The sequence below is a fragment of the Martelella mangrovi genome, from assembly GCF_040545495.1.
Classification (GTDB): domain Bacteria; phylum Pseudomonadota; class Alphaproteobacteria; order Rhizobiales; family Rhizobiaceae; genus Martelella; species Martelella mangrovi.
Genome location: NZ_JBEPLY010000005.1, coordinates 49,376 through 69,927, shown reverse-complemented (window position 1 = coordinate 69,927; position 20,552 = coordinate 49,376). Strand labels below are relative to the sequence as shown.

25 protein-coding genes and 1 other RNA gene are annotated in these 20,552 nt (G+C 61.0%); 10 read left to right on the top strand and 16 right to left on the bottom strand.

Annotation, left to right across the window (positions count from 1 at the left end; translation table 11 throughout):
• Nucleotides 1–16: 16 nt before the first annotated feature.
• Together ABID12_RS09270 and miaA are read right to left on the bottom strand one after the other, a co-directional pair.
• Nucleotides 17–1,789, bottom strand: a complete 1,773-nt coding sequence (locus tag ABID12_RS09270; RefSeq protein ID WP_354433989.1) for an acetolactate synthase 3 large subunit — start codon at nucleotides 1,787–1,789, stop codon at nucleotides 17–19.
• 280 nt (nucleotides 1,790–2,069) lie between these two features.
• On the bottom strand, nucleotides 2,070–2,975 hold the full coding sequence (miaA, locus tag ABID12_RS09265) for a tRNA (adenosine(37)-N6)-dimethylallyltransferase MiaA (RefSeq protein ID WP_354434118.1): 906 nt from the start codon (nucleotides 2,973–2,975) through the stop codon (nucleotides 2,070–2,072).
• Between miaA and serB the strand changes: the two genes are divergently transcribed.
• Both serB and ABID12_RS09255 read left to right on the top strand, forming a co-directional pair.
• The gene (gene serB / locus ABID12_RS09260; protein ID WP_354433988.1) at nucleotides 2,974–3,861 is read left to right on the top strand and encodes a phosphoserine phosphatase SerB; all 888 of its coding nucleotides are present in this window, start codon (nucleotides 2,974–2,976) and stop codon (nucleotides 3,859–3,861) included. The genes miaA and serB overlap by 2 nt on opposite strands.
• Nucleotides 3,858–4,418 carry a GNAT family N-acetyltransferase gene (locus tag ABID12_RS09255; protein ID WP_354433987.1) on the top strand — a complete coding sequence of 187 codons (561 nt, stop codon included), beginning with the start codon at nucleotides 3,858–3,860 and terminating at the stop codon, nucleotides 4,416–4,418. Before serB ends, ABID12_RS09255 begins: the two co-directional genes overlap by 4 nt.
• Before the next feature lie 5 nt (nucleotides 4,419–4,423).
• Here the strand turns inward: ABID12_RS09255 and ABID12_RS09250 are convergent, their stop codons facing one another.
• The 6 genes from ABID12_RS09250 to ABID12_RS09225 all read right to left on the bottom strand — a co-directional run bounded on the left by ABID12_RS09250 (nucleotide 4,424) and on the right by ABID12_RS09225 (nucleotide 9,771).
• Nucleotides 4,424–5,932, bottom strand: a complete 1,509-nt coding sequence (locus ABID12_RS09250) for a Do family serine endopeptidase (RefSeq protein WP_354433986.1) — start codon at nucleotides 5,930–5,932, stop codon at nucleotides 4,424–4,426.
• Nucleotides 5,933–5,982: 50 nt separating this feature from the next.
• Nucleotides 5,983–6,168, bottom strand: coding sequence for a DUF2065 domain-containing protein (locus tag ABID12_RS09245; protein ID WP_106311221.1), 186 nt, complete (start codon nucleotides 6,166–6,168; stop codon nucleotides 5,983–5,985).
• 5 nt (nucleotides 6,169–6,173) lie between these two features.
• A complete protein-coding gene (gene hflC, locus ABID12_RS09240; protein WP_354433985.1) occupies nucleotides 6,174–7,124 on the bottom strand; it encodes a protease modulator HflC in 951 nt (316 codons plus the stop codon).
• Nucleotides 7,124–8,293, bottom strand: coding sequence for an FtsH protease activity modulator HflK (gene hflK / locus ABID12_RS09235; RefSeq protein ID WP_354433984.1), 1,170 nt, complete (start codon nucleotides 8,291–8,293; stop codon nucleotides 7,124–7,126). Before hflK ends, hflC begins: the two co-directional genes overlap by 1 nt.
• A 154-nt stretch (nucleotides 8,294–8,447) precedes the next feature.
• The gene (locus ABID12_RS09230) at nucleotides 8,448–8,966 is read right to left on the bottom strand and encodes a dihydrofolate reductase (RefSeq protein WP_354433983.1); all 519 of its coding nucleotides are present in this window, start codon (nucleotides 8,964–8,966) and stop codon (nucleotides 8,448–8,450) included.
• A 10-nt stretch (nucleotides 8,967–8,976) separates the two neighbouring features.
• Entirely contained in the window at nucleotides 8,977–9,771 is a 795-nt protein-coding gene (locus ABID12_RS09225) for a thymidylate synthase (protein WP_354433982.1), read from the bottom strand.
• 95 nt (nucleotides 9,772–9,866) lie between these two features.
• On the opposite strand from ABID12_RS09225, the gene ssrA reads away from it, so the two are divergent.
• From ssrA to ABID12_RS09205, 4 genes are all read left to right on the top strand, one after another.
• Nucleotides 9,867–10,226, top strand: a transfer-messenger RNA (tmRNA) gene (gene ssrA, locus ABID12_RS09220).
• Between the two features lie 103 nt (nucleotides 10,227–10,329).
• Nucleotides 10,330–10,812, top strand: a complete 483-nt coding sequence (locus ABID12_RS09215; protein WP_106311114.1) for an SspB family protein — start codon at nucleotides 10,330–10,332, stop codon at nucleotides 10,810–10,812.
• 6 nt (nucleotides 10,813–10,818) lie between these two features.
• Complete coding sequence (locus ABID12_RS09210) at nucleotides 10,819–11,034, top strand: DUF4169 family protein (RefSeq protein WP_354433981.1); 216 nt, start codon at nucleotides 10,819–10,821, stop codon at nucleotides 11,032–11,034.
• Nucleotides 11,031–11,249: a ribbon-helix-helix domain-containing protein gene (locus ABID12_RS09205; protein ID WP_106311107.1), complete on the top strand. Its 219-nt coding sequence runs from the start codon at nucleotides 11,031–11,033 to the stop codon at nucleotides 11,247–11,249. The genes ABID12_RS09210 and ABID12_RS09205 overlap by 4 nt, the downstream gene beginning before the upstream one ends.
• Nucleotides 11,250–11,267: 18 nt before the next feature.
• On the opposite strand, the gene ABID12_RS09200 is transcribed toward ABID12_RS09205, so the two are convergent.
• The gene (locus ABID12_RS09200) at nucleotides 11,268–12,794 is read right to left on the bottom strand and encodes a helicase HerA domain-containing protein (protein ID WP_354433980.1); all 1,527 of its coding nucleotides are present in this window, start codon (nucleotides 12,792–12,794) and stop codon (nucleotides 11,268–11,270) included.
• 77 nt (nucleotides 12,795–12,871) lie between these two features.
• Complete coding sequence (locus ABID12_RS09195) at nucleotides 12,872–13,603, bottom strand: ArsR/SmtB family transcription factor (protein ID WP_106311101.1); 732 nt, start codon at nucleotides 13,601–13,603, stop codon at nucleotides 12,872–12,874.
• A 117-nt stretch (nucleotides 13,604–13,720) separates the two neighbouring features.
• Here ABID12_RS09195 and ABID12_RS09190 point away from each other — a divergent pair, with 117 nt between their 5' ends.
• Nucleotides 13,721–13,936, top strand: a complete 216-nt coding sequence (locus ABID12_RS09190; protein WP_354433979.1) for a DUF1127 domain-containing protein — start codon at nucleotides 13,721–13,723, stop codon at nucleotides 13,934–13,936.
• On the opposite strand, the gene mntR is transcribed toward ABID12_RS09190, so the two are convergent.
• A complete protein-coding gene (mntR, locus tag ABID12_RS09185) occupies nucleotides 13,933–14,349 on the bottom strand; it encodes a manganese-binding transcriptional regulator MntR (RefSeq protein WP_354433978.1) in 417 nt (138 codons plus the stop codon). The two genes, ABID12_RS09190 and mntR, sit on opposite strands and share 4 nt — an antisense overlap.
• Before the next feature lie 239 nt (nucleotides 14,350–14,588).
• Between mntR and ABID12_RS09180 the strand changes: the two genes are divergently transcribed.
• Nucleotides 14,589–15,902, top strand: a complete 1,314-nt coding sequence (locus ABID12_RS09180) for an Nramp family divalent metal transporter (protein WP_354433977.1) — start codon at nucleotides 14,589–14,591, stop codon at nucleotides 15,900–15,902.
• Here ABID12_RS09180 and murI read toward each other — a convergent pair.
• From murI to ABID12_RS09160, 4 genes are all read right to left on the bottom strand, one after another.
• On the bottom strand, nucleotides 15,899–16,714 hold the full coding sequence (gene murI, locus ABID12_RS09175; RefSeq protein ID WP_354433976.1) for a glutamate racemase: 816 nt from the start codon (nucleotides 16,712–16,714) through the stop codon (nucleotides 15,899–15,901). The genes ABID12_RS09180 and murI overlap by 4 nt on opposite strands.
• Nucleotides 16,707–17,501: an RNA methyltransferase gene (locus ABID12_RS09170; protein WP_354433975.1), complete on the bottom strand. Its 795-nt coding sequence runs from the start codon at nucleotides 17,499–17,501 to the stop codon at nucleotides 16,707–16,709. The genes murI and ABID12_RS09170 overlap by 8 nt, the downstream gene beginning before the upstream one ends.
• Before the next feature lie 93 nt (nucleotides 17,502–17,594).
• Nucleotides 17,595–17,894 (bottom strand): VOC family protein, encoded by a 300-nt coding sequence (locus ABID12_RS09165; protein WP_354433974.1) that lies wholly within the window; start codon nucleotides 17,892–17,894, stop codon nucleotides 17,595–17,597.
• Nucleotides 17,872–18,012, bottom strand: coding sequence for a hypothetical protein (locus ABID12_RS09160; protein ID WP_354434117.1), 141 nt, complete (start codon nucleotides 18,010–18,012; stop codon nucleotides 17,872–17,874). Before ABID12_RS09160 ends, ABID12_RS09165 begins: the two co-directional genes overlap by 23 nt.
• A 363-nt stretch (nucleotides 18,013–18,375) precedes the next feature.
• Between ABID12_RS09160 and rplM the strand changes: the two genes are divergently transcribed.
• On the top strand, nucleotides 18,376–18,840 hold the full coding sequence (gene rplM, locus ABID12_RS09155; RefSeq protein WP_319519959.1) for a 50S ribosomal protein L13: 465 nt from the start codon (nucleotides 18,376–18,378) through the stop codon (nucleotides 18,838–18,840).
• Nucleotides 18,840–19,319, top strand: coding sequence for a 30S ribosomal protein S9 (rpsI, locus tag ABID12_RS09150; protein ID WP_106311080.1), 480 nt, complete (start codon nucleotides 18,840–18,842; stop codon nucleotides 19,317–19,319). Before rplM ends, rpsI begins: the two co-directional genes overlap by 1 nt.
• A gap of 67 nt (nucleotides 19,320–19,386) precedes the next feature.
• Here the strand turns inward: rpsI and lpxB are convergent, their stop codons facing one another.
• Nucleotides 19,387–20,550, bottom strand: a complete 1,164-nt coding sequence (lpxB, locus tag ABID12_RS09145; protein ID WP_354433973.1) for a lipid-A-disaccharide synthase — start codon at nucleotides 20,548–20,550, stop codon at nucleotides 19,387–19,389.
• Nucleotides 20,551–20,552 lie beyond the last annotated feature (2 nt).

Below are 20,552 nucleotides of genomic sequence, written 5' to 3'. Positions count from 1 at the left end.
CTATCCTTTCCCCGGGTCAGACGAGCTGACGGCCCTTGGCGTCGATGGCGGTTGCAACGGCTTCGTCATTGGCTTCATCCGGCAGCAGCATATCGTTATGCGCCCTGCCCGACGGGATCATCGGGAAGCAATTGGCGAGATTGGCGACGCGGCAATCGAAGATCACCGGTTTCGGACTGTCGATCATCCGCTGGATCGCCTCATCAAGATCGTCTGGATTGTCGCAATAAATGCCTTCCGCGCCATAGGCTTCCGCCAGCTTGACGAAATCGGGCATCGCCTCGGTATAGGAATGCGACAGCCGGTTGCCGTGGAGCAGTTGCTGCCACTGGCGGACCATACCCATATACTGGTTGTTCATGATGAAGATCTTGATCGGCGCGTTGTGCTGGATCGCGGCTGCCATTTCCTGAATGCACATCTGGATCGAGGCGTCACCCGCAACATCGATGACAAGCGCTTCCGGGTGGGCTATCTGGACGCCGAGCGCGGACGGCAGGCCATAGCCCATGGTGCCGAGACCGCCGGATGTCATCCAGCGCTTCGGTTCCTCGAACTCGAAGAACTGCGCCGCCCACATCTGGTGCTGGCCAACTTCGGTGGTGATGTAGAAATCACGGCCCTTGACCGCCGCATTCAGCCGCTCCAGCGCATATTGCGGCATGATCACGTCCTTGTTGGGCGTGTAGGCAAAGCAGTCACGCGCACGCCAGCGCTCGATATTGTCCCACCACTCGTCGAGCGACGGCTTTTCCGCCGGCAGCGCACGCCAGGCCCGGACCATCTCTTCCAGCACATGGGCGACATCGCCGAGGATCGGCACGTCGACATGAATGGTCTTGTTGATCGAGGACGGATCGATATCGATGTGGATCTTGGTCGAATTCGGCGAGAACGCATCGACACGGCCGGTAATGCGGTCATCGAAGCGTGCGCCGACACAGACCATGACGTCACAGTCATGCATCGCCATATTGGCCTGATAGGACCCGTGCATGCCCAGCATGCCCAGCCAGTTCTTGCCGGACGCCGGATAGCAGCCCAGCCCCATCAGCGTCGAGGTGATCGGGAAATTCGTCAGCCCGACCAGTTCGCGCAGCAGCCGCGTGGCCTCGTCGCCGGAATTGACGACGCCGCCGCCGGTATAGAGGACCGGCCGTTTGGCTTTCGACATCAGTTCGACGGCAGCCGCAATGGCGTCGGCATTGCCCTGAACTTCCGGGCGGTAGCTCTCGCGGATCGGGTGACCCTTCAGCGGTGAATAACGCCCCTTGGCGAACTGGACGTCCTTGGGAACATCGACAACGACCGGACCCGGACGGCCGCTCTGGGCGATGCGGAAGGCCTCATGGATGACATTGGCGAGGTCGTTCACATCCTTGACCAGCCAGTTGTATTTCGTACAGGGCCGGGTAATGCCGACCGTATCGCATTCCTGAAACGCATCGGAGCCGATCAGCGTGGTCGGAACCTGGCCGGAAATGCAGACCAGCGGAACCGAATCCATCAGCGCATCCTGCAGCGGGGTCACCGCATTGGTGGCGCCGGGACCGGAGGTGACCAGCATGACGCCGACCTTGCCGGTGGAACGGGCATAGCCTTCAGCCGCATGGCCCGCGCCCTGCTCGTGACGCACAAGCACATGGTTGATATCGTCCTGCTGAAAGATTTCGTCATAGATCGGCAGCACAGCGCCGCCCGGGTATCCGAAGATATGTTCAACCCCGTTTTCTTTCAGCGCCTGCAAAACGATCTCGGCGCCTGTCATCAAGTTATCCGTCGCGGTCATCGTCATTTTTCCGTTTCGATGGTCTCAAGGTCTTGCGTTGTTATCGGGCATAAAAAAAGGCCCCTTTCAAGGAGCCTGACGTCGCGCATGGGTGGCTTCTGCCGGATGGTTACACCATCCTGCCCATGCGCGATCCCACCACAATAAGAAGTTCTTTCATAATCATGCTTGGGTGATTAGCCGGTCTTGCCGCCTCAGTCAACGCACGACTGCAAGAAAAATAGCCAAACCGGCCGTTCAGTGAAATTAAATTAGGCAGGCTATAGTTAGTTTCCGACGCTCAAAGCGTAGCCGGATCAAGGCGTTGCCAATCGTCGCCCATCTGGTTGCGAAACCAGGTCATCTGCCGCTTGGCATATTGCCGGGTTGCCGCACTCGCCCGCGCAGTCACCATCTCACGATCCATCTCGCCTTCCAGCATCGCCGCGACTTCGCGAACGCCGATGGCCCGCATGACCGGTGTTTCCGGTGGAAGTTGCAAAGCAAGCAGCGCCCGGACCTCCTCCACGGCGCCCTCTTCCAGCATGGCGGCAAAGCGGGTGTTGATGCGGTCATGCAGGACCGGCCGCTCCGGCAGGATGACGACTTTTTCCGCCTCGTCCGGCCGGATCAGCGGCGGCGGGGTTTCGGCCTGAAATTCGGCAATCGAGCGGCCGCTCGCATCAAGCACTTCAAGCGCGCGCACGATCCGCTGCCCATCGGCAGGCTCCAGCCGTGCCGCCATGACCGGATCGCGTTTGCCGAGAATATCATGAAGCCTTTCCGGGCCTTCGCTTGCCAGAACAGAACGCCAATGCGCGCGGATGGCAGGCGAAACATCCGGCATTTCGGCCAGCCCCTCGGTCAGCGCCTTGAAATAAAGCCCCGTGCCGCCGACGAAGACCGGCATGCGCCCCTCGCCCTCCAGCCGCGTGATCAGCGCCGCAGCATCCCGCAGCCATGCGCCGGTGGAATAATCCGTGCCCGCCGCGACATGGCCGTAAAGGCGATGTTCGATGCCGTCCATGTCTTCTGTGGAAGGCCGCGCGGTCAGCACCCGCAGCGTATCATAGACCTGCATGCTGTCGGCGTTGATCACCACACCGCCGGTTTCACGCGCACGCCGCAGTGCATAAGCGGACTTGCCGCCCGCCGTTGGCCCCGTTATCAGGACCGCACGCCATTTTTTATCCGAGGAATTCACCATGGTTCTCGTTGCCACGCTTGTCGCCAATCCGTCAAATCCTGTTGTGACTTCGGAGCTGGTTTCCAGAGTTTCCGACGCCATTCTCCCGGAAAAGATCGACTGGCTGAACGCGGGTATTGCGGTCGACCTTTATCTCGAGCCGCAGATGGCCGCGCAGGCAGCCGAAACCGCCATCCGCGAGACACTCGGGGACCTGCCCGTCGACATCGTGATCCAGCCGCAGGACAGCCGCCGCAAGAAGGCGCTTCTGGCCGACATGGATTCCACCATGATCGGTCAGGAATGCATCGATGAACTCGCCGCCGAAGTCGGCCTGAAGGACAAGGTCGCGGGTATTACCGCCCGTGCCATGAACGGCGAGATCGAATTCGAGCCGGCGGTGCGCGAGCGCGTTGCCCTGCTTGCCGGCCTCGATATCGGCATTGTCGACGAGATCATCGAAAAGCGCATCACGCTGACGCCGGGCGGCAAAGAACTGATTGCGACGATGAAGGCCAATGGCGGCTATACCGCACTGGTTTCCGGCGGGTTTACCGTTTTCACCAGCCGCATCGGCGCGATGATCGGTTTTGACGAAAACCGCGCCAACACGCTTCTGGAAAAGGATGGAAAGCTGACCGGCCATGTCGCCGATCCGATCCTCGGCAAGCAGGCCAAGATCGAGGCGCTGCATGATGTCGCCCGTAAACGCGGCATTGCCGAAACCGAGATCATGGCCGTCGGCGACGGCGCCAACGACCTTGGCATGCTGGAACTGGCGGGGTCCGGGGTTGCGCTTCACGCCAAGCCCAGCGTGGCCGCACAGGCGAAAATCCGTATCGACCATGGCGACCTGACGGCGCTTCTCTATATTCAGGGCTATCGCCAGGAGGAATTTGTCCGATGAAGCTCGCTGAAACCGAACGTCTGATCATCCGAAACTGGGAAGACCGCGACCGCGAACTGTTCCACGAGATCAATTCCGACGACACGGTGATGGCGTTCTTCCCGATGCGCCGGAACCGCGCCGAGAGTGACGAGATGCTCGACAAGCTGCGCAATATGATTGAGGACACCGGCTACGGCTTCCCTGCCGTCGAACTGAAAGACACCGGCGAAGTCATCGGCTTTACCGGGCTGAACCTCATCAACAATACGGACATCAAACCGGAAGACGCGCCCGAGCTTGGTTGGCGCATGGTGACCCGACACTGGGGCAAGGGTTATGCGACAGAGGCCGCACGCGCCATGATCATGCTGGCCTTCGACGAGCGCGGCCACGACCAGCTTGTGTCCTTCGCTGTAGCCGACAACCACCGCTCGACGGCGGTCATGGAAAGGCTCGGAATGCGCAGGGATCTTGACGGCGACTTCGATCATCCCTCCGCACCCGACAGTCATCCCCACCTGAAACGCCACGTGCTCTACAGGCTGCACAAGACGGACTGGCAGCGCTCCGGCTGAGACGCCTATTCCAGCACCAGACTGACAATGCCGAGCGTGCCATCAGGATCGGCAACCATGACCGAAACGCTGCGCCGTCCTTCGGAGATCAGTTCAACGATGCGCGAGCGCACCTCCTGCGGCGTGGTCACCGCATCCTGCCCGACCTCGGCGATCACCATGCCGGGTTGAAGCCCTTCCGCGGCAGCCGCACTGCCGGCCTCCACCTCGGTGATCAGCACGCCCTCGACATTGCCGTCGATCTGGTAAAGCGTGCGGCCATTGTCGTCGAGTTCGGCCAGCGTCATGCCGTAAAGGCTGACCGGCAGTCCCGGCGTCACGGCCTCGTCGCCCGCATCCGGTTCATCCGTTGTCGCAAGCGCGCCTTCCGCCTCTTCCGGGTCTTCCAGCAGTTGCGGCGTGACCTGAAGCGTCATCCGCTCACCGTCGCGCATGATCTCGACATCCACGGGTTCGCCGATCCGACCTTCCGCAACGAAGCGCGGCAGATCGCGGGTATTGCTGATCTCCTGACCGTCGAAGCTCAAGATGAGGTCGCCTTCCTCAAGAGGACCACCATCGGACGGACCGCCTTCGATGATCGAGCCGACAGCAACCGCCGGGCGATTGCCGGCGCCGAGCGTCTCGGCCATCGCATCGCTCACTTCCAGAACGCGAATCCCGAGCCAGCCCCGGCGCGTGCGTCCGAACTCGACAAGCTGGTCGATGACGTTTTCGGCAAGCTCGCTCGGCACGGAAAAGCCGATGCCGATCGATCCGCCCGACGGCGACAGAATGGCCGTGTTGATGCCGATCACCTCACCATCCATGTTGAACAGCGGCCCGCCGGAATTGCCCTTGTTGATGGCGGCATCGGTCTGGATGAAATTGTCATAGGGACCATCGAGTTCGCGTCCGCGCGCCGAAACGATACCGAGTGTGACGGAGCCGCCAAGGCCGAAGGGATTGCCGATCGCCATAACCCATTCGCCGATCCGCACCTCGCGCGAATCGCCGAACCTGACCGCCGGCAGCGGTTCGTCCGGCTCCACCTTGAGCACGGCAAGGTCCGTCTTGTCGTCCACACCCAGCAGCGTCGCATCCAGCGTGGTGCCATCGGCCAGCGTCACCTCGATGGTATCGGCATTGTCGATGACATGGTTGTTGGTGACGATAATACCGTCCGGATCGATGATGAAGCCCGAACCGAGCGAGGAAATCTCGCGGCTGTGCGGCCCCTCCTCGCCTTCGAAAAAATCCTCGAACAGATCTTCAAACGGCTGGCCTTCCGGAACGTCCGGCAGCGGCCGGGTTTCACCGGACGGTCCGCCGTCTTCGGAGATCGAGATATTGACGACGGAATCCAGCAGTCCTTCTGCCATATCGGCAACCGATACATCGCTGAGCGTCTGGGCGCGGACTGGCGCGACAACGGCTGCAAGCGGCAATACGGCGGCCGCTGCATAAACCCCCGCACCGACGACATAACGCGCCAGGAAACGGCGAACCGGAAAAGTGTGCTCGACTGTCGTCATCTTGCCTCCGTCGGGTTGATTGTCTTCCTGTCGCAACAGCTGCGGCAGGCCTATCCGCGTATCAGCCAGACAAGGCCGACACCAAGCATCACGGCAATCAGACCCGTTGCCCGCAACGCACCTTCCGAAATCGTCGGCAACAGCTTTGCCATTGCCACCAGAAACGAAGGGGCCAGTGCATAGACCAGCCCCTCGATGATCAGATAAAACGCAAATCCGATCAGTATGTCCTGCAGGAGCATTAATCTGCTACCTGCTGCTCAGCATCACCCGCAGCTTCACCGCCGGAAAGCGCCGGGCTCAGCGGCATCTTGCCGGCTCCGCTGTTGCGGAAATATTCGAAGAACTCCGAATCCGGCGACAGAACCATGGTCGAGTTGTCCCCGAGCACGTCCCTGTAGGCGTTCATCGACCGGTAGAAGTAGAAGAACTCCGGATCCTTGCCATAGGCCTCGCCGAGAATGCGGTTGCGTTCGGCATCGCCTTCACCACGCAAAAGCTCCGAATCGCGGTTGGCGGACGACTGGATCTCGACGACCTCGCGGTCAGCGGCGGCACGGCGGACTTCCGCACGTTCACGCCCCTGGGCGCGGGTGGCCTCGGCTTCAGCAAGACGCTCGGATTGCATCCGGGCATAGGTCTCGTCGGACACTTCCGGGGTCAGATCGGTCCGGCGAATGCGGACATCGACAATGGAGATGCCGAGCGATTCGGCAGCCGGACGCAACTGGTCGCCGACTTCTTGCATCATCGAAGCACGTTCACTCGACAGGGCAGCCTGGAAATCCCTCAGACCGTAAACACGGCGCAGCGAGGAATCGAGACGGGTGCGAAGCCGCGAAACCGCGACATCGCGGTCACCGGACACCGCCTCGCGGAACCGTTCGGGATCGGTGATCCGGTAGACCACGAAGGCGTTCACTTCATAGAACTTGCCGCCCGACACCTGAACGCGGATATCGTCGAGATCGAAGCGCATGTCCTGATTGGAAATGAACTGCACCTTGTCGGCGCCGGCGAAAGCGAACGGCAGCTTGAAATAAAGCCCCGGATCGCTCTTTACTTCCCGGATCTGTCCGAAGCGGATGACGAGCGCCTGCTCACGCGGATTGACGATGAAGATCGATGCATAGCCAAGCAGCAGCAGGACCACGACACCGGCCAGGATAGCGAAAACACGATTGGATGACATTACTGGCTCGCTCCCTGGGTCAGATTCTGTGTTGCGGGGGAAGACGTCTGCGACCCCGAAGAACGCTGGCTGCGCGCCGCATTGTTCCGGTCCACCGCATCCAGCGGCAGATAGGGAACGACGCCCTGCCCGCCCTCATTCTCGTCGACAATCACATTCTTCGAGCGTCCGAAGACATCCTGCATGGTTTCCAGATAAAGCCTCTTGCGGGTGACTTCCGGAACAGCGGCATAGGTCTCGTAGATCGAGTTGAACCGGCCGGCTTCACCTTCGGCATCCTTGACCACGCGATCCTTGTAGGCGGCAGCCGCCTCGCGGATCTGGGCCGCTTCACCACGGGCCGCGCCGAGCACGCGATTGGCATACTGGTTGGCTTCCTCGAGATAGCGGTCCTCGTCCTGTTCGGCACGCTGAACCTCGTCAAACGCATCGGCAACTTCCGTCGGCGGTGCTGCTTCCTCGATGGAAACGGCATTGACGGTGATGCCCGCGCCGTACTGGTCCATGGTGAACTGGATGATGTCCTTCACATCAAGCGAAATGCCCTCGCGGTCATCACGGAACACGTCCTGTGCGGGACGCGAGCTGACGACTTCGCGCATGGCACTTTCGGAGACCTGCTGCAATGTCAGGATCGGATTTTCGACGTTGAAGAGAAAGGCTTCCGGATTGGTGACGCTGAACAGAACGGCGAATTCGATATCGACAATGTTCTGGTCGCCGGTCAGCATGATTCCGGCACGCGCCGAAGTGCCGCCACCGATATTGAGCTGCTGCTCGGTGATGTTGACGGTCTCGACCTGATCGATCGGCCAGATCATCATATGTAGACCCGGGCCGGCGATTTCCTGCTGCGGCTTGCCGAGCCTCAGTTCGACACCGCGCTGGTCCGGCTGGATGGTATAGATCGACTGCATGACCCAGAACGCGGCAACCACGACGATGATGATCGCCACCAGCCCGACGCCGAAGCCACCGGGAAACATGCCCTTGAACTGATCCTGCCCCTTGCGGAAGAAATCCTCGATATCCGGCGGACCGCCATTGCCGTTACCACCGTTGCCGCCACCACCAGGACGCTTGGGACCTTGTCCCCACGGCCCCTGATTGTCGCCGCCGCCACCACCCCCTCCCCAGGGACCGCCGCCATTCTGATTGCTCCAGGGCATTAACACCTCTTCCAAAAAAACTGTTTCAGGCTGCGGAACCTTGTGCCGCAGCCGCGCATTAACGCCAAAGGCGTTTGTACCCGTTATAGGGTCGCGGAAACGCGCTTTCAACGCGATCGGTCAACTGAGTGCCGAAATCGCGGTAAAATCCTGTTCATCCGCTTTTGCGAACGTAAACCACGTAGCGCGTCGGGTAGTCATCTTTCTCGCCCGCAGGAACCGTCTCGCTGCTTTCGACCTGCCAGATCGCCGGATCGATCTTCGGAAAAACGGTATCGCCATCGAGCGTCTTTTCCACATGGGTGATGTGGAGTTTTCCGGCATAAGGCATGGCCTGCCGATAGATTTCACCGCCCCCGATCACGCAGACCGAACCGGCGCCCGCAGCCTGCGCGCCTTCCTGCGCCACCTCTATTGCACCTTCCAGTCGATTGATAACAATGCAATTTTCAGCCTGAAACCCCTCATTGCGGGTGACAATGATATTGGTGCGGTTGGGCAGCGGTCGGCCGATCGATTCGAATGTCTTGCGACCCATGATCACCGGTTTGCCGACCGTGATCGCCTTGAAGCGCTTGAGGTCGGACGACAGCTTCCACGGCATATCCCCGTTGCTGCCGATCACGCCGTTTTCGGCAACCGCGGCAATCATTTCGATTTCCGGATAATTCATCGAGCCTCCCTCAAACCGCGATCGGTGCCTTGATCGACGGCGCGGCCTCATAGCCTTCGAGCGTGAAATCCTCGAATGTGAAGGCAAACAGATCAGTGACCGCCGGATTGAGCCGCATAACCGGCAATTGCCCCGGAATGCGGGAAAGCTGTTCACGCGCCTGCTCGAAATGGTTGGCATAAAGATGCGCGTCGCCCAGCGTATGCACGAAATCGCCGGGTTTCAGGCCAGTCACCTGCGCCACCATCAGGGTCAGCAGCGCATAGGAGGCGATGTTGAAGGGCACGCCCAGAAAAATATCGGCCGAGCGCTGGTAGAGCTGGCATGAGAGCTTGCCATCGGCGACATAGAACTGGAACAGGCAGTGACACGGCGGCAGGGCCATGTTGTCGACCTCGGCCGGGTTCCAGGCCGTTACGATGTGGCGGCGGCTGTCGGGATTGTTGCGGATGCTTTCCACAAGCTTTTCGATCTGGTCGATATGGCCACCGTCCGGCGCTGGCCAGGAGCGCCACTGCGCGCCGTAGACGGGACCGAGATCGCCATTCTCGTCAGCCCATTCATCCCAGATCGAAACGCCATTTTCCTTCAGATAGGCAATATTGGTGTCGCCCATGAGGAACCACAGCAATTCGTGAATGATCGAACGCAGGTGCAGCTTCTTGGTCGTCAGCACCGGAAATCCGTCCGACAGGTCGTAGCGCATCTGGTAGCCGAAGACGGAGCGTGTGCCCGTGCCGGTTCTGTCGCTCCGGTCGGTTCCGTTTTCAAGCACATGGCCCAGAAGTTCGAGATATTGCCGCATGATGCTCCCTCGTGCAGTCGGTTCCTCGTTCTATAGCCATGTAAGGCGCATGGAAAAGGGTGTCGAAGCGCCTTTCCCCGCCTTTTGCGCGCCGCCCCCTTTGCAGAAGCGTCCGAAACACTTATATCAGGCATGCCGGTTCTTCCGGCTATGGTAATAAACGGCAATGTAATAAGCTCATTGGACCCGGGGGCGGTACCCGGCGCCTCCACCACAAACAGGCGGAAAAGGCCTGCTTGTGATGGGGGCGAAACAGGATCGACAAGAGTGTAAAGATTGACCTTTTACCCGGCATGATACCACCGTTATCGGGTCAAACGAGTAGTTGCAAATGACAACAAAGCTCAGGGTTACGCTGTAGCTGCCTAATGGCGGTTCCAGAAACCCACCTTAAGTCCTTATGGGTAGCACTGTAAGGCGGGGTCCGGAGGCACCTGGCAACAGAAGCCTCCACCTGAATTTGAACAAAATCCCCTGTAAAGATTGCGCTCAGGCATCAGGCGAATTAATTGGCTGTAGTCAGATTGCAATCAAACGGCCAAGGGCGGGAAAGACGTGATGGGGCAAGACCATATTCGCTACGACATTCTGGCACAGGACGCCCTGCGCGGCATGGTGCGCAAGGTTCTCTCAGAGGTCGCCGCCACAGGCCACCTGCCCGGTGAGCATCATTTCTTCATCACCTTCCTGACCGGCGCGCCGGGCGTGCGCATCTCCCAGGCGCTGAAGGAAAAATATGCCCAGCAGATGACCATCGTCATCCAGCACCAGTACTGGGACCTGAAAGTGACCGACAGCCATTTCGAGATCGGCCTGTCGTTTTCCGACGTGCCCGAACGCCTCGTCGTCCCCTTCAACGCGATTGTCGGCTTCTACGACCCGTCGGTGAATTTCGAACTCGAATTCGATGTCGCCACGCTGGATGTGGAAGAGGAAAAGCCTGTCGAGCCGCAGGTCGAAAACAGCGGCGATGACGACGGTCCCGGCGACGATGACGGCGCTTCGGTCGTCTCGCTTGACGCCTTCCGCAAGAAGCACTGAACGGCCATGAGCGCCGAGGTCGTCAATCTGCGACAGAAGCGCAAACGCGCCGCACGGCAGAAGGCGGCGGAAACGGCCGCTGAAAATCGCGCGATCCACGGACGCACCAAGGGCGAAAAACAGCGCGACAGGCTTGAGCGCGACAAGACGGAGCGACTTTTCGAACAGGGCCGCATTACGTCCTTTCCCGGAAACCGCAAGGCTGAGGACAGCGACGATTGATCCGCAAACGCTCCGTCAGCCTGCACGGCCACCGTACGAGCCTTTCCCTCGAGGATGCGTTCTTCAGCGAAATCCATGACATCGCCGGTGAGCGCGGTGTCAGTCTTGCTGCCCTTTTAAGCGAAATCGACGATACCCGTGCGCCGGATGTAAATCTGTCATCCGCCGTGCGCCTGTTCGTGCTTGATCATCTGAAAGCCCGCTCCCAGCCATAGGGCCGCGTTCCCAAAGCCCTACTCTGCCGCCTTGCGCTGTTCGGCCTCATCGGCCGGCGCGTCGGGATTGCCGCCCGCCGTCTGCCGGTCGAGATCGGGGAAGGCGACGATGCGCAGGCCGCTGAGATCAGTGTGCAGCACGATCAGCCCCTGCTCCTCGAACCAGTCGAGAAAACGCCGGGCGCGCCGCGCCGAATGCGTGCCGTAAGCGCGCGCGATAACGGCATCCGACGGGCAGGCATCGCCCGCAATCGCCGCCTTGACCAACATCAGGAACACGCCCTGCAGATCTTCGGTCACATGGGCAAGCAGCGAAAGCGCCATCTGCCATTGCTCGCTTTCCACCATCGCATCATCCGCACCGGAGCGGGCAATGGCGAGCCGGCGGCGGAAATCGGACATGGCCAGCGGCGCACCGGAAATCCGCTTCATGCGGCCGCGCATCAAAAAGTCCTGATAAAGCTCTGAATCCGAACGAAAAGCAGATTCCGGAGAACCGGAAATTTCCGCCAGGGTCATCGCAATCCAGTCTTCCTTTTCCTCCTCGGACATCGCCGGCGCGCGCGAACCGCGCACGGGCGCTTCCGGCATTTCGGCCTCTTCGGCGGATTTCGACAGCGCGTCGATAATGTCCACGGTCGGGCGCGGTCGGGGCGCGACACGGCGCGGTGTTGTGGCCTGGCGCGCCATATCCTCCGGGTCCGGTGTGAAGATCAGGTCTTCGACATCCTCCGGCTTTTCCGGCAGCGGCATCAGCTTGGGGCTGGAGGAGCGCGCAGATGTCTCCACCGGCCCGATCGTCACCGCCAGTGGACGGCGCGACATGGCCGGGCCAAGGGCAACGAAATTGCCGCGCTTCAGGTCGCGGAACTGCTCGGCCTGCCTGCGGTCCATGCCGAGAAGGTCGGCGGCGCGCGCCATGTCGATATCCAGAAAGGTGCGGCCCATGAGGAAGTTCGAGGCCTCGGCCGCGACATTCTTGGCAAGCTTGGCCAGCCGCTGGGTGGCAATGACGCCGGCAAGGCCGCGTTTTCGCCCGCGGCACATCAGATTGGTCATCGCGCCGAGCGAAAGCCGGCGGACCTCCTCGCTCACCTCGCCGCCGGCCGATGGCGCGAACATCTGCGCCTCGTCGACAACGGTCAGCACGGGGTACCAATGGTCGCGGTCTGCATCGAAAAGCGCGTTCAGGAAGGTTGCGGCCGCGCGCATCTGGTCGTCGATTTCCAGACCTTCCAGCGTCAGCACACAGGAAACGCGATGCTGGCGGATACGGTTGGCAATGCCGATCAGCTCACCCTCGGAGCGCTCGGCATCCACGACGATATGACCAAAGGCCTCCGACAGGGTGACGAAATCACCCTCCGGGTCGATGACGACCTGCTGCACCCATTTTGCCGACTGTTCCAGAAGACGGCGCAACAGGTGGGACTTGCCCGACCCCGAATTGCCCTGGACCAGAAGACGGGTCGCCAGCAGCTCCTCGATATCGAGTGTGGCCACGTCACCCGCCGATGTCGTTCCCATATCGATATCGACTTGCACTTGTTGCCTTTGCCTTCTTGTTGGTGTTGCGGCCCGTTTGTAACAGGTCGAAAGGGCCGCGCCGAGAGTTTGCGGGGTTACCCACAGCTTTCCGTGGTCATAATCCTGAGCATCTCGGGCGGCAGGCCGAACACAGTTGAAAAACCCGCCTGCCCGGCGCGCGTCAGCATCAGCGCACGGCCGTCCGATACCGGCCGCAGCCAGTGCCGCGCACAGCAGCGCTCCAGCATGGCCGCCCCCAGCCAGCCGCCGATATGGTGACGCCGTTCGCTCCAGTCGAGACAGGTGCGGCAAAGCGCCCTTCGGCTGTGACGCGCCTCATTGAGAGAAACACCGAAATCCTCCAGAAAAACAGCGCCTTTGTCGGTGACCAGCCCGGCCTTTCCGTCGAATACGAGAAAACCGGACTGCACCAGCGAATCCGTGATCCCGACGGCAATCGCACCGGCCATGTGGTCATAACATGTCCGTGCGAGCCTGAGCGCCTCGTCCTTCGGCCCCGTGGGGCGATGGCGCACCGGGCCGGTTGCCGATAGCAGGCTCAGATGTTCCAGCGTTTCGGCCACCTCCGCCGAGGCCAGCCGGAAATAACGGTGCCTGCCCTGTTTTTCGACCACAACCAGCGCACCGTCGACAAGCCTGGCGAGGTGGTTGCTCGCCGTTTGCGGCGACACGCCCGCACAGGCGGCCAGTTCGCCCGCCGTCAACGCCTTTCCGCCAAGCAGGGCGGAAAGAATATTGGCACGCGAGACATCGCCGATCAGAGCGGCGACGGAGGCAAGCGTGTTTCCCGAAACGATGTTTGTCATGGCGCTCAATCTAGCACCGGACAGCCGATCCGTCAGCGGCTGACAGTTCGCTCACGACCGAAACATCACGGCTCCGACTGCGGCTATCTCCTTCCTCACCAATTGAAGGAAGCCGCCATGACCGAGATCGTTGTCCCCCAAAACCGCAAATCCGCATTCCCCCTCCAGATCGCCCGCAAAATCCGGCAGCTGGCCCGGCTGCTTCTTGTCTACTGGCCGCAACGGCGCAGACAGCGGCTGATACTGCGCGAACTCACCGACGAGCGCCTGCGCGACATCGGTATCGAGCCGCATCAGGCCCGTCAGGAGGCCGGACGTCCGTTCTGGGATTAGGTCTGCTTCAAAAATGCCTCGAAGGCGGCGAGCGTCTCGTCGGACACATGATGCTCGATGCCTTCGGCGTCCAACTCCGCCGCTTCCGCCGGAACGCCGACGGCCAGCAGCAGGTCGCGCACCAGCTGGTGACGGATGCGGGCCTTGCCCGCCATCGCCTCGCCGGCCTCCGTCAGAAAAACACCGCGATAGGGCCGCGATGTCGCAAGGCCCTCCCGCTTCAGCCGGGAGACGGCCTTCGCCGCTGTCGGATGGGCAATGCCCATGGCTCTGGCGATATCCACCAGCCGCGCCTCGCCATGTTCCGCCGTCAGGTCGGCAATCAGTTCGGTATAATCCTCCAGAAGCGCTGAAGCACGTTCCGAACGGGCTTTGGAGAATCGGTCGGCCTGATCGCCCGGTCCGTCGGTCATATCCCTGCCTCCCGCAGCATCAACACACCTGTGTTTGCGAAAAACGCGTATTTTCCGGCATCGAAACAGCCGAAAATAACATGTGATTGCATTTTAAAGCCCAGGCTAAACATTGTTATCACAAAATAATCGGAACCCCTCCGGCATGCAAGGGATTGCAGATATGACGCCGATTGACAAAAATGTAGCCTTGGCTATATTTGGAATATTTCCAAGTCCATTTTATTGCCGTATCCAAGATGTCAGACCATAATTCCAGACGCCCTTCGCTGAGTGATCGCACCAATACGGCCATCGAGCAGGCCATGGCTTCCGGCCATATCAGGCCGCGTTCGGCGCTGCTTTTCGCCGGCCCGGCGGTGATTGCCTCGATCGCCTATGTCGACCCCGGCAATTATGCCACCAATATCCAGGCCGGCGCCGGCTATGGCTACACACTGTTGTGGGTGGTGCTGTTCGCCAACCTGATCGCCATGCTGTTTCAGGGACTGTCGGCCAAGCTTGGCATCGTCACCGGCCGCAATCTCGCGGAAGTCTGTCGCGACGAATTCTCGAAGCCCGTGGTCATCCTGATGTGGATCGTCAGCGAAATCGCGGCGATGGCGACGGATCTTGCCGAATTTCTCGGCGGCGCCATCGGGCTTGCGCTGCTGTTCGACATGCCGCTGATGGCCGGCATGGGGGTCACGGCGATTGTCACCTACGGCATCCTGCTGTTCGAGCGCCGCGGTTTCCGGCCGATGGAGCTGATCATCGGCAGCCTGATTGCCGTCATCAGCCTCTGTTACATCGTCGAACTGTTCATCGCGCCGATCGCCTGGGGCGAAGCCGCCTTTCACATGGTCACGCCGGACATTCCCGATGCCACCGCGCTTGCCATCGCCGTCGGCATTATCGGCGCAACGGTGATGCCGCATGCGGTTTTCCTGCACTCCGGCCTCACCCAGCACCGCGTCAAGACCAGAAACGAGGCCGACCGCCGCCGGGTGCTGCGGTTTTCCAACATCGAGGTCGTGCTCGCCCTTGCCGTTGCCGGCGTGGTCAACATGGCGATGGTGATGATGGCGGCCAGCGCCTTTCACAAGGGCCACAGCGAAGTGGCGGAGATCGAGACCGCCTATCATATGCTGACGCCGCTTCTGGGCGGCGCGGCCGCGGGCGCCTTCCTGATCTCGCTGATCGCCTCGGGTATTTCCAGCTCTGTGGTCGGCACCATGGCCGGCCAGATGATCATGCAGGGTTTTGTCGGCTTCCGCATTCCGATCTGGCTGCGCCGATTGATCACCATGGCGCCGGCCTTTGTGGTCGTGGCGCTTGGCGTCAATGCCACGGAAGCGCTGGTGGTCAGCCAGATCATCCTGTCGATTGCGCTGCCGGTACCGATGATCTCGCTGGTCATCTTCACCCGCAGCCGGGCAATCATGGGCGATTATGCCAATGGCCGACTGATCGGGGCGCTTGCCATCATCGGCTCGCTTGCCGTGCTCTCGCTCAATATCGTGCTTCTGCTGCAGACCTTCGGCGTACCGATCCCGGGGCTTGCCGCCGGCTAAGCTCCCTCACCGCCTGCAACGATCAGACCGAACCCCTGCATCAGCCGCGCGATTTCCGGGCGGACATCGCGGCTGGTGAAGATCGCCAGATCACGATTGGTTTCGCCGATTGCATCGGCAGGGCGCTGGCCCAGCACGCGTCTGGCCTGCAGGGCGATGGCTTCAGCCGGGTTCAGCCAGTCCACCGGCCAGGGGGCGAGCTTTCGGAAACGGTTGGCGAGAAACGGGTAATGGGTGCAGGCCAGCACCACGATATCGGTGCGCCGCCCGTCTTCCTCGACAAAACAGGGCGCGATTTCCGCCCACAGCACCTCATCGGAAACAGCGCCGCCGCTGATATAGGCTTCGGCAAGGGCTGCGAGATATTTCGACCCCACCAGCCGGGCATGGCAATGCGTGGCAAAACTCTCGATCAGGGTGCGCGTATAATCCCGCTTCACGGTCGCAGGCGTTGCCAGTACCGAAATCAGCCCCGAAGCGGTGCGTTCGGCCGCCGGCTTGATCGCCGGAACCGTGCCGACGAAATCGGTTTCATGGAAACGCGCGCGAAGGGCCGCACCTGCCAGCGTGAAGGCCGTGTTGCAGGCGATGACGACGCAGGCCGGACGGATATCGTCGAGCAGGCGTTCAAACAGCGCCAGCAGATGCGCCAGCAGCGCCTCTTCCGGCCAGTCGCCATAGGGAAAGGCGGCATTGTCGGCGATATAGACGAAACGCCGATCCGGCATCAGCATGCGGGCCTCGCGCAGAACAGTCAGCCCGCCGATCCCTGAATCGAATATCAGAACCGGCCCCTCGCGCGCCTCAGCCATCGCTGCCCTCACCGCCGCGCGGGCTCTTGCGGGTATAGCGGTCGAGCGATGAAATCACCCCACGCAGCAGATGGATTTCCTGCATGCTCATGGCGCGCCGCGTAAATACCGAACGCAGATTGTCGATCATGCGCGGCTTCTTGTCGGCGGGCCGGAAATAGCCGCGCGCATCGAGCGCGTCTTCCAGATGGCCGAAAAAGCCGAACAGGTCCTGCTTGGTCGCCGGCGTCTGGTCAACAGGCTGAAACGCCGTCCGGCTTTCATCCTCCATGCCGGATTTCATCCATTCATAGGACATCAGCAGCACGGCCTGAGCGATATTCAGCGAGGCGAAGGCGGGATTGACCGGAAAGGTCACGATCTCGTCGGCCATGCCGACCTCTTCATTGTTGAGGCCCCAGCGCTCGCGGCCGAACAGGATGCCGGTGCGCTCGCCGCCACGATAGCGTTGGCGCAGTGTTTTGGCGGCAACGCCCGGTCCCCGCACAGGCTTGTATCCGTCGCGGCTTCTGGCGGTGGTGGCGTAGACGAAATTGAGATCGGCAATCGCATCGGCAAGGGTGTCGTGAACCGTCGCCCCATCGATCACGTGATCGGCCTTGGAGGCGGCAGCCCGCGCGGTATCACTCGGCCAGCCGTCGCGCGGATCGACAAGGCGCAGTTCCGCAAGCCCGAAATTGGCCATGGCGCGCGCCACCATGCCGATATTCTCGCCAAGCTGCGGGTTCACCAGAATGATCACCGGTCCTTCGGCGATGAGCGGAAGCTCGCTGTTCGTGCCTGCCATGGCATCCTTCTTCAATTCATTCAGACGATGCGGCTTATCGCTCCGCGCGCCCGCGATTGCAAGGAAAAGGCTGCGAACATCTTTGGCACCCGCTCATTCCGGCAAGGTCATATGACCATGCTCGTCAAGCGGCGAAAACGGATTATAGGCCACCTCCCACAAATGGCCTTCGGGGTCGGCGAAATAGCCGCTGTAACCGCCCCAGAACACTGCCTCGCCCGGCTTCACCAAGGTTGCGCCGCAGCGTTCGGCAAAGGCGATGGTTTCATCCACCGCGACTTGCGAGGAGACATTGTAGGCAAGCGCCACACCGGAAAAGGCGGGCTTGTCAGCCGGCGCACCGGAAAGCCCGGCGTCTTGCGCCAGCGCCTTACGCCCGAAAAGCCCGAGCACGATGCCGTCGAGGCCGAAAAAAACTGACGCCGTCCTGAGACGCCGATGACCGTTTCCAGCCAAGCCTTTCGTAAAAGGCCGTCGCTGCCGCCAGATCATCCACACCGAGCGTGATCATGCTGATCCTGCGCTGAAGCGCCATGAAACTCTCCCATATCTGTCATTTTTTGTTCTTTATATGTTCCATATTTTCGCCAAAAGCGCCAGCGCTATGTGCTATCCTTCGATGACCGGAAGGCTGATCCAGGCCGCAAACCGGCCGTCATATATACGGTATCATAATACCAATATTTTAAGCCATTGAAAAACAATGGAAATACATTCCATAAGCGTCATATTGGCGCTTGACCTTCCGCAAGCCTGTCTCTATACAACCGCGAGCACATGCGCCCGTCGCATATGCCACGCTTGGGGTTCCCCAAGTAAAGCAACAAAAAACGTCCGCCCTTCGGGGTCGGAATGAAATCGAGAGTATCAGAAAATGGTTACCTTCTCCCAGAAGCCTGAAGAGGTGGAAAAGAAGTGGATCGTGATTGATGCCGAAGGTCTCGTCCTCGGCCGTCTCGCTTCGCTCGTTGCCATGCGTCTGCGCGGCAAGCACAAAGCCACCTTCACCCCGCATGTCGACGACGGCGACAACGTCATCGTCATCAATGCCGAAAAGGTCGCGATGACCGGCAAGAAGTACAACGACAAGATGTACTACTGGCACACCGGCTATCCCGGCGGCATCAAGGAGCGCAATGCGCGCCAGATCATCGAAGGCCGCTTCCCCGAGCGCGTCATCGAAAAGGCTGTCGAGCGCATGGTTCCGCGCGGTCCGCTTGGCCGTCGCCAGATGAAGAACCTGCGCGTTTACGCCGGCACCAACCACCCGCATGAAGCCCAGCAGCCCGAAGTTCTCGACGTTGCCAAGCTCAACAAGAAGAATGTAAGGAGCGCTTAATGGCTGACCTGTCCGATCTGAAGACGCTGGGCGATGTCGCCACGGCCTCCGAAGCCCCCGCAGCCCCCGTTCACGAACGCAAGGTTGACGATCTCGGCCGCGCCTATGCCACCGGCAAGCGCAAGGACGCCGTCGCCCGCGTATGGGTGAAGGCCGGTTCCGGCAAGATCACCGTCAATGGCAAGGACTTCACCGACTATTTCGGTCGTCCGGTTCTGCAGATGATCCTGCAGCAGCCGATCGTCGTAACCGAACGTACCGGTCAGTTCGATATCGTTGCCACGGTTACCGGCGGCGGCCTCTCCGGCCAGGCCGGTGCTGTACGTCACGGCATCTCCAAGGCACTGACCTATTTCGAACCGGAACTGCGCGCCGTGCTGAAGAAGGGTGGTTTCCTCACCCGCGACAGCCGCGTCGTCGAGCGCAAGAAGTACGGCCGCGCGAAAGCCCGCCGTTCCTTCCAGTTCTCCAAGCGCTGATTTAAAAAGCCGCTTCTGTTTACGAAAAGGGCCGCAATCGCGGCCCTTTTTGCTATCCGGCTTGCGGCTACAGCCTGTTCTTGTCTTTCAGCACCTGAAGGGTCACCTCCGCAGCCCGCCTGCCGGGCGAAACCGCGGTACGCATCTGCTGCCAGACCCCGTCAAACCCTTCGAGCATGGTGTTTCGCTGCGGCGTGTCGCGCGTCAGGAGCTCCATCCAACGGGCCAGCGCCCCTGCCCGCATCGTGTCATCGAAATATTCCGGAACCAGCGGCTTGTCGGCAATCAGGTTCGGCAGCGATGCCGACCAGATGCTGATCTTCTTCAGCATGAACCGGCCGATGAAATCCGCCTTGTAGGCCGAAATCACCGGAATGCCGGAGAGCGCCAGCTCCAGCACCACCGTGCCGGAGGCCGCCACGGCCGCATGGGCCTCGCTGAAGGCTTTCCATTTGGCCGCATCGCCGACGACAAGCTCCGGTTTCACCGGCCAGTCGGCAATCGCCGCGCGCACCAGTTCCTCCCTGCGGGTCACTGTCGGCAGCACGAAACGGGGCATCGCATTGCGCTCCGCGTAAATCCGCGCAACATCCCGGAAGACCGGTGTGAGACTTTTGATCTCGCCGGCGCGCGAGCCGGGAAGCAGCAGGATGGTCGGCGGCGTGCCCGCAGCCGGAAGGGCGGAACTCTGCCGGGCGGCGATCACGCCCGGCTCTTCGCTCAGCCGATGTCCGACAAAGCTGGTTTCCGGCCCGCCCAGCCGTTTCATGGCTTCCGGCTCGAACGGCAGCACCGCCAGCACGTGGTCGACATAGGCCAGCATGTCGCGCGCGCGGTGTTCCTTCCACGCCCACACGCTGGGGCAGACATAATTGACCACCGGCAGATCCGGCAGCGCCTTTTTTACCCGTTTTGCCACCCGGTGGGTGAAATCCGGGCTGTCGATGATCACCAGAACGTCCGGCCGTGCCGCAATCAGCGCATCGGCCGTCTGGCGAATGCGCCTGATCAGCTGCGGCAGCCGCGCAATCACCTGGGTAAACCCCATGATCGACAGCTCGGAATAATCAAACAGCGAATCGAGCCCCTCGGCGCCAAGCGCATCGCCGCCAACCCCGACAAGCTCAACGTCACCGGTATGAATCGTCTTCAGGGCTGCAATCAGGTCGCCGCCAAGCAGATCGCCCGAAACCTCACCTGCAATCACGCCGATCTTCAAAGTTTTCGACATGG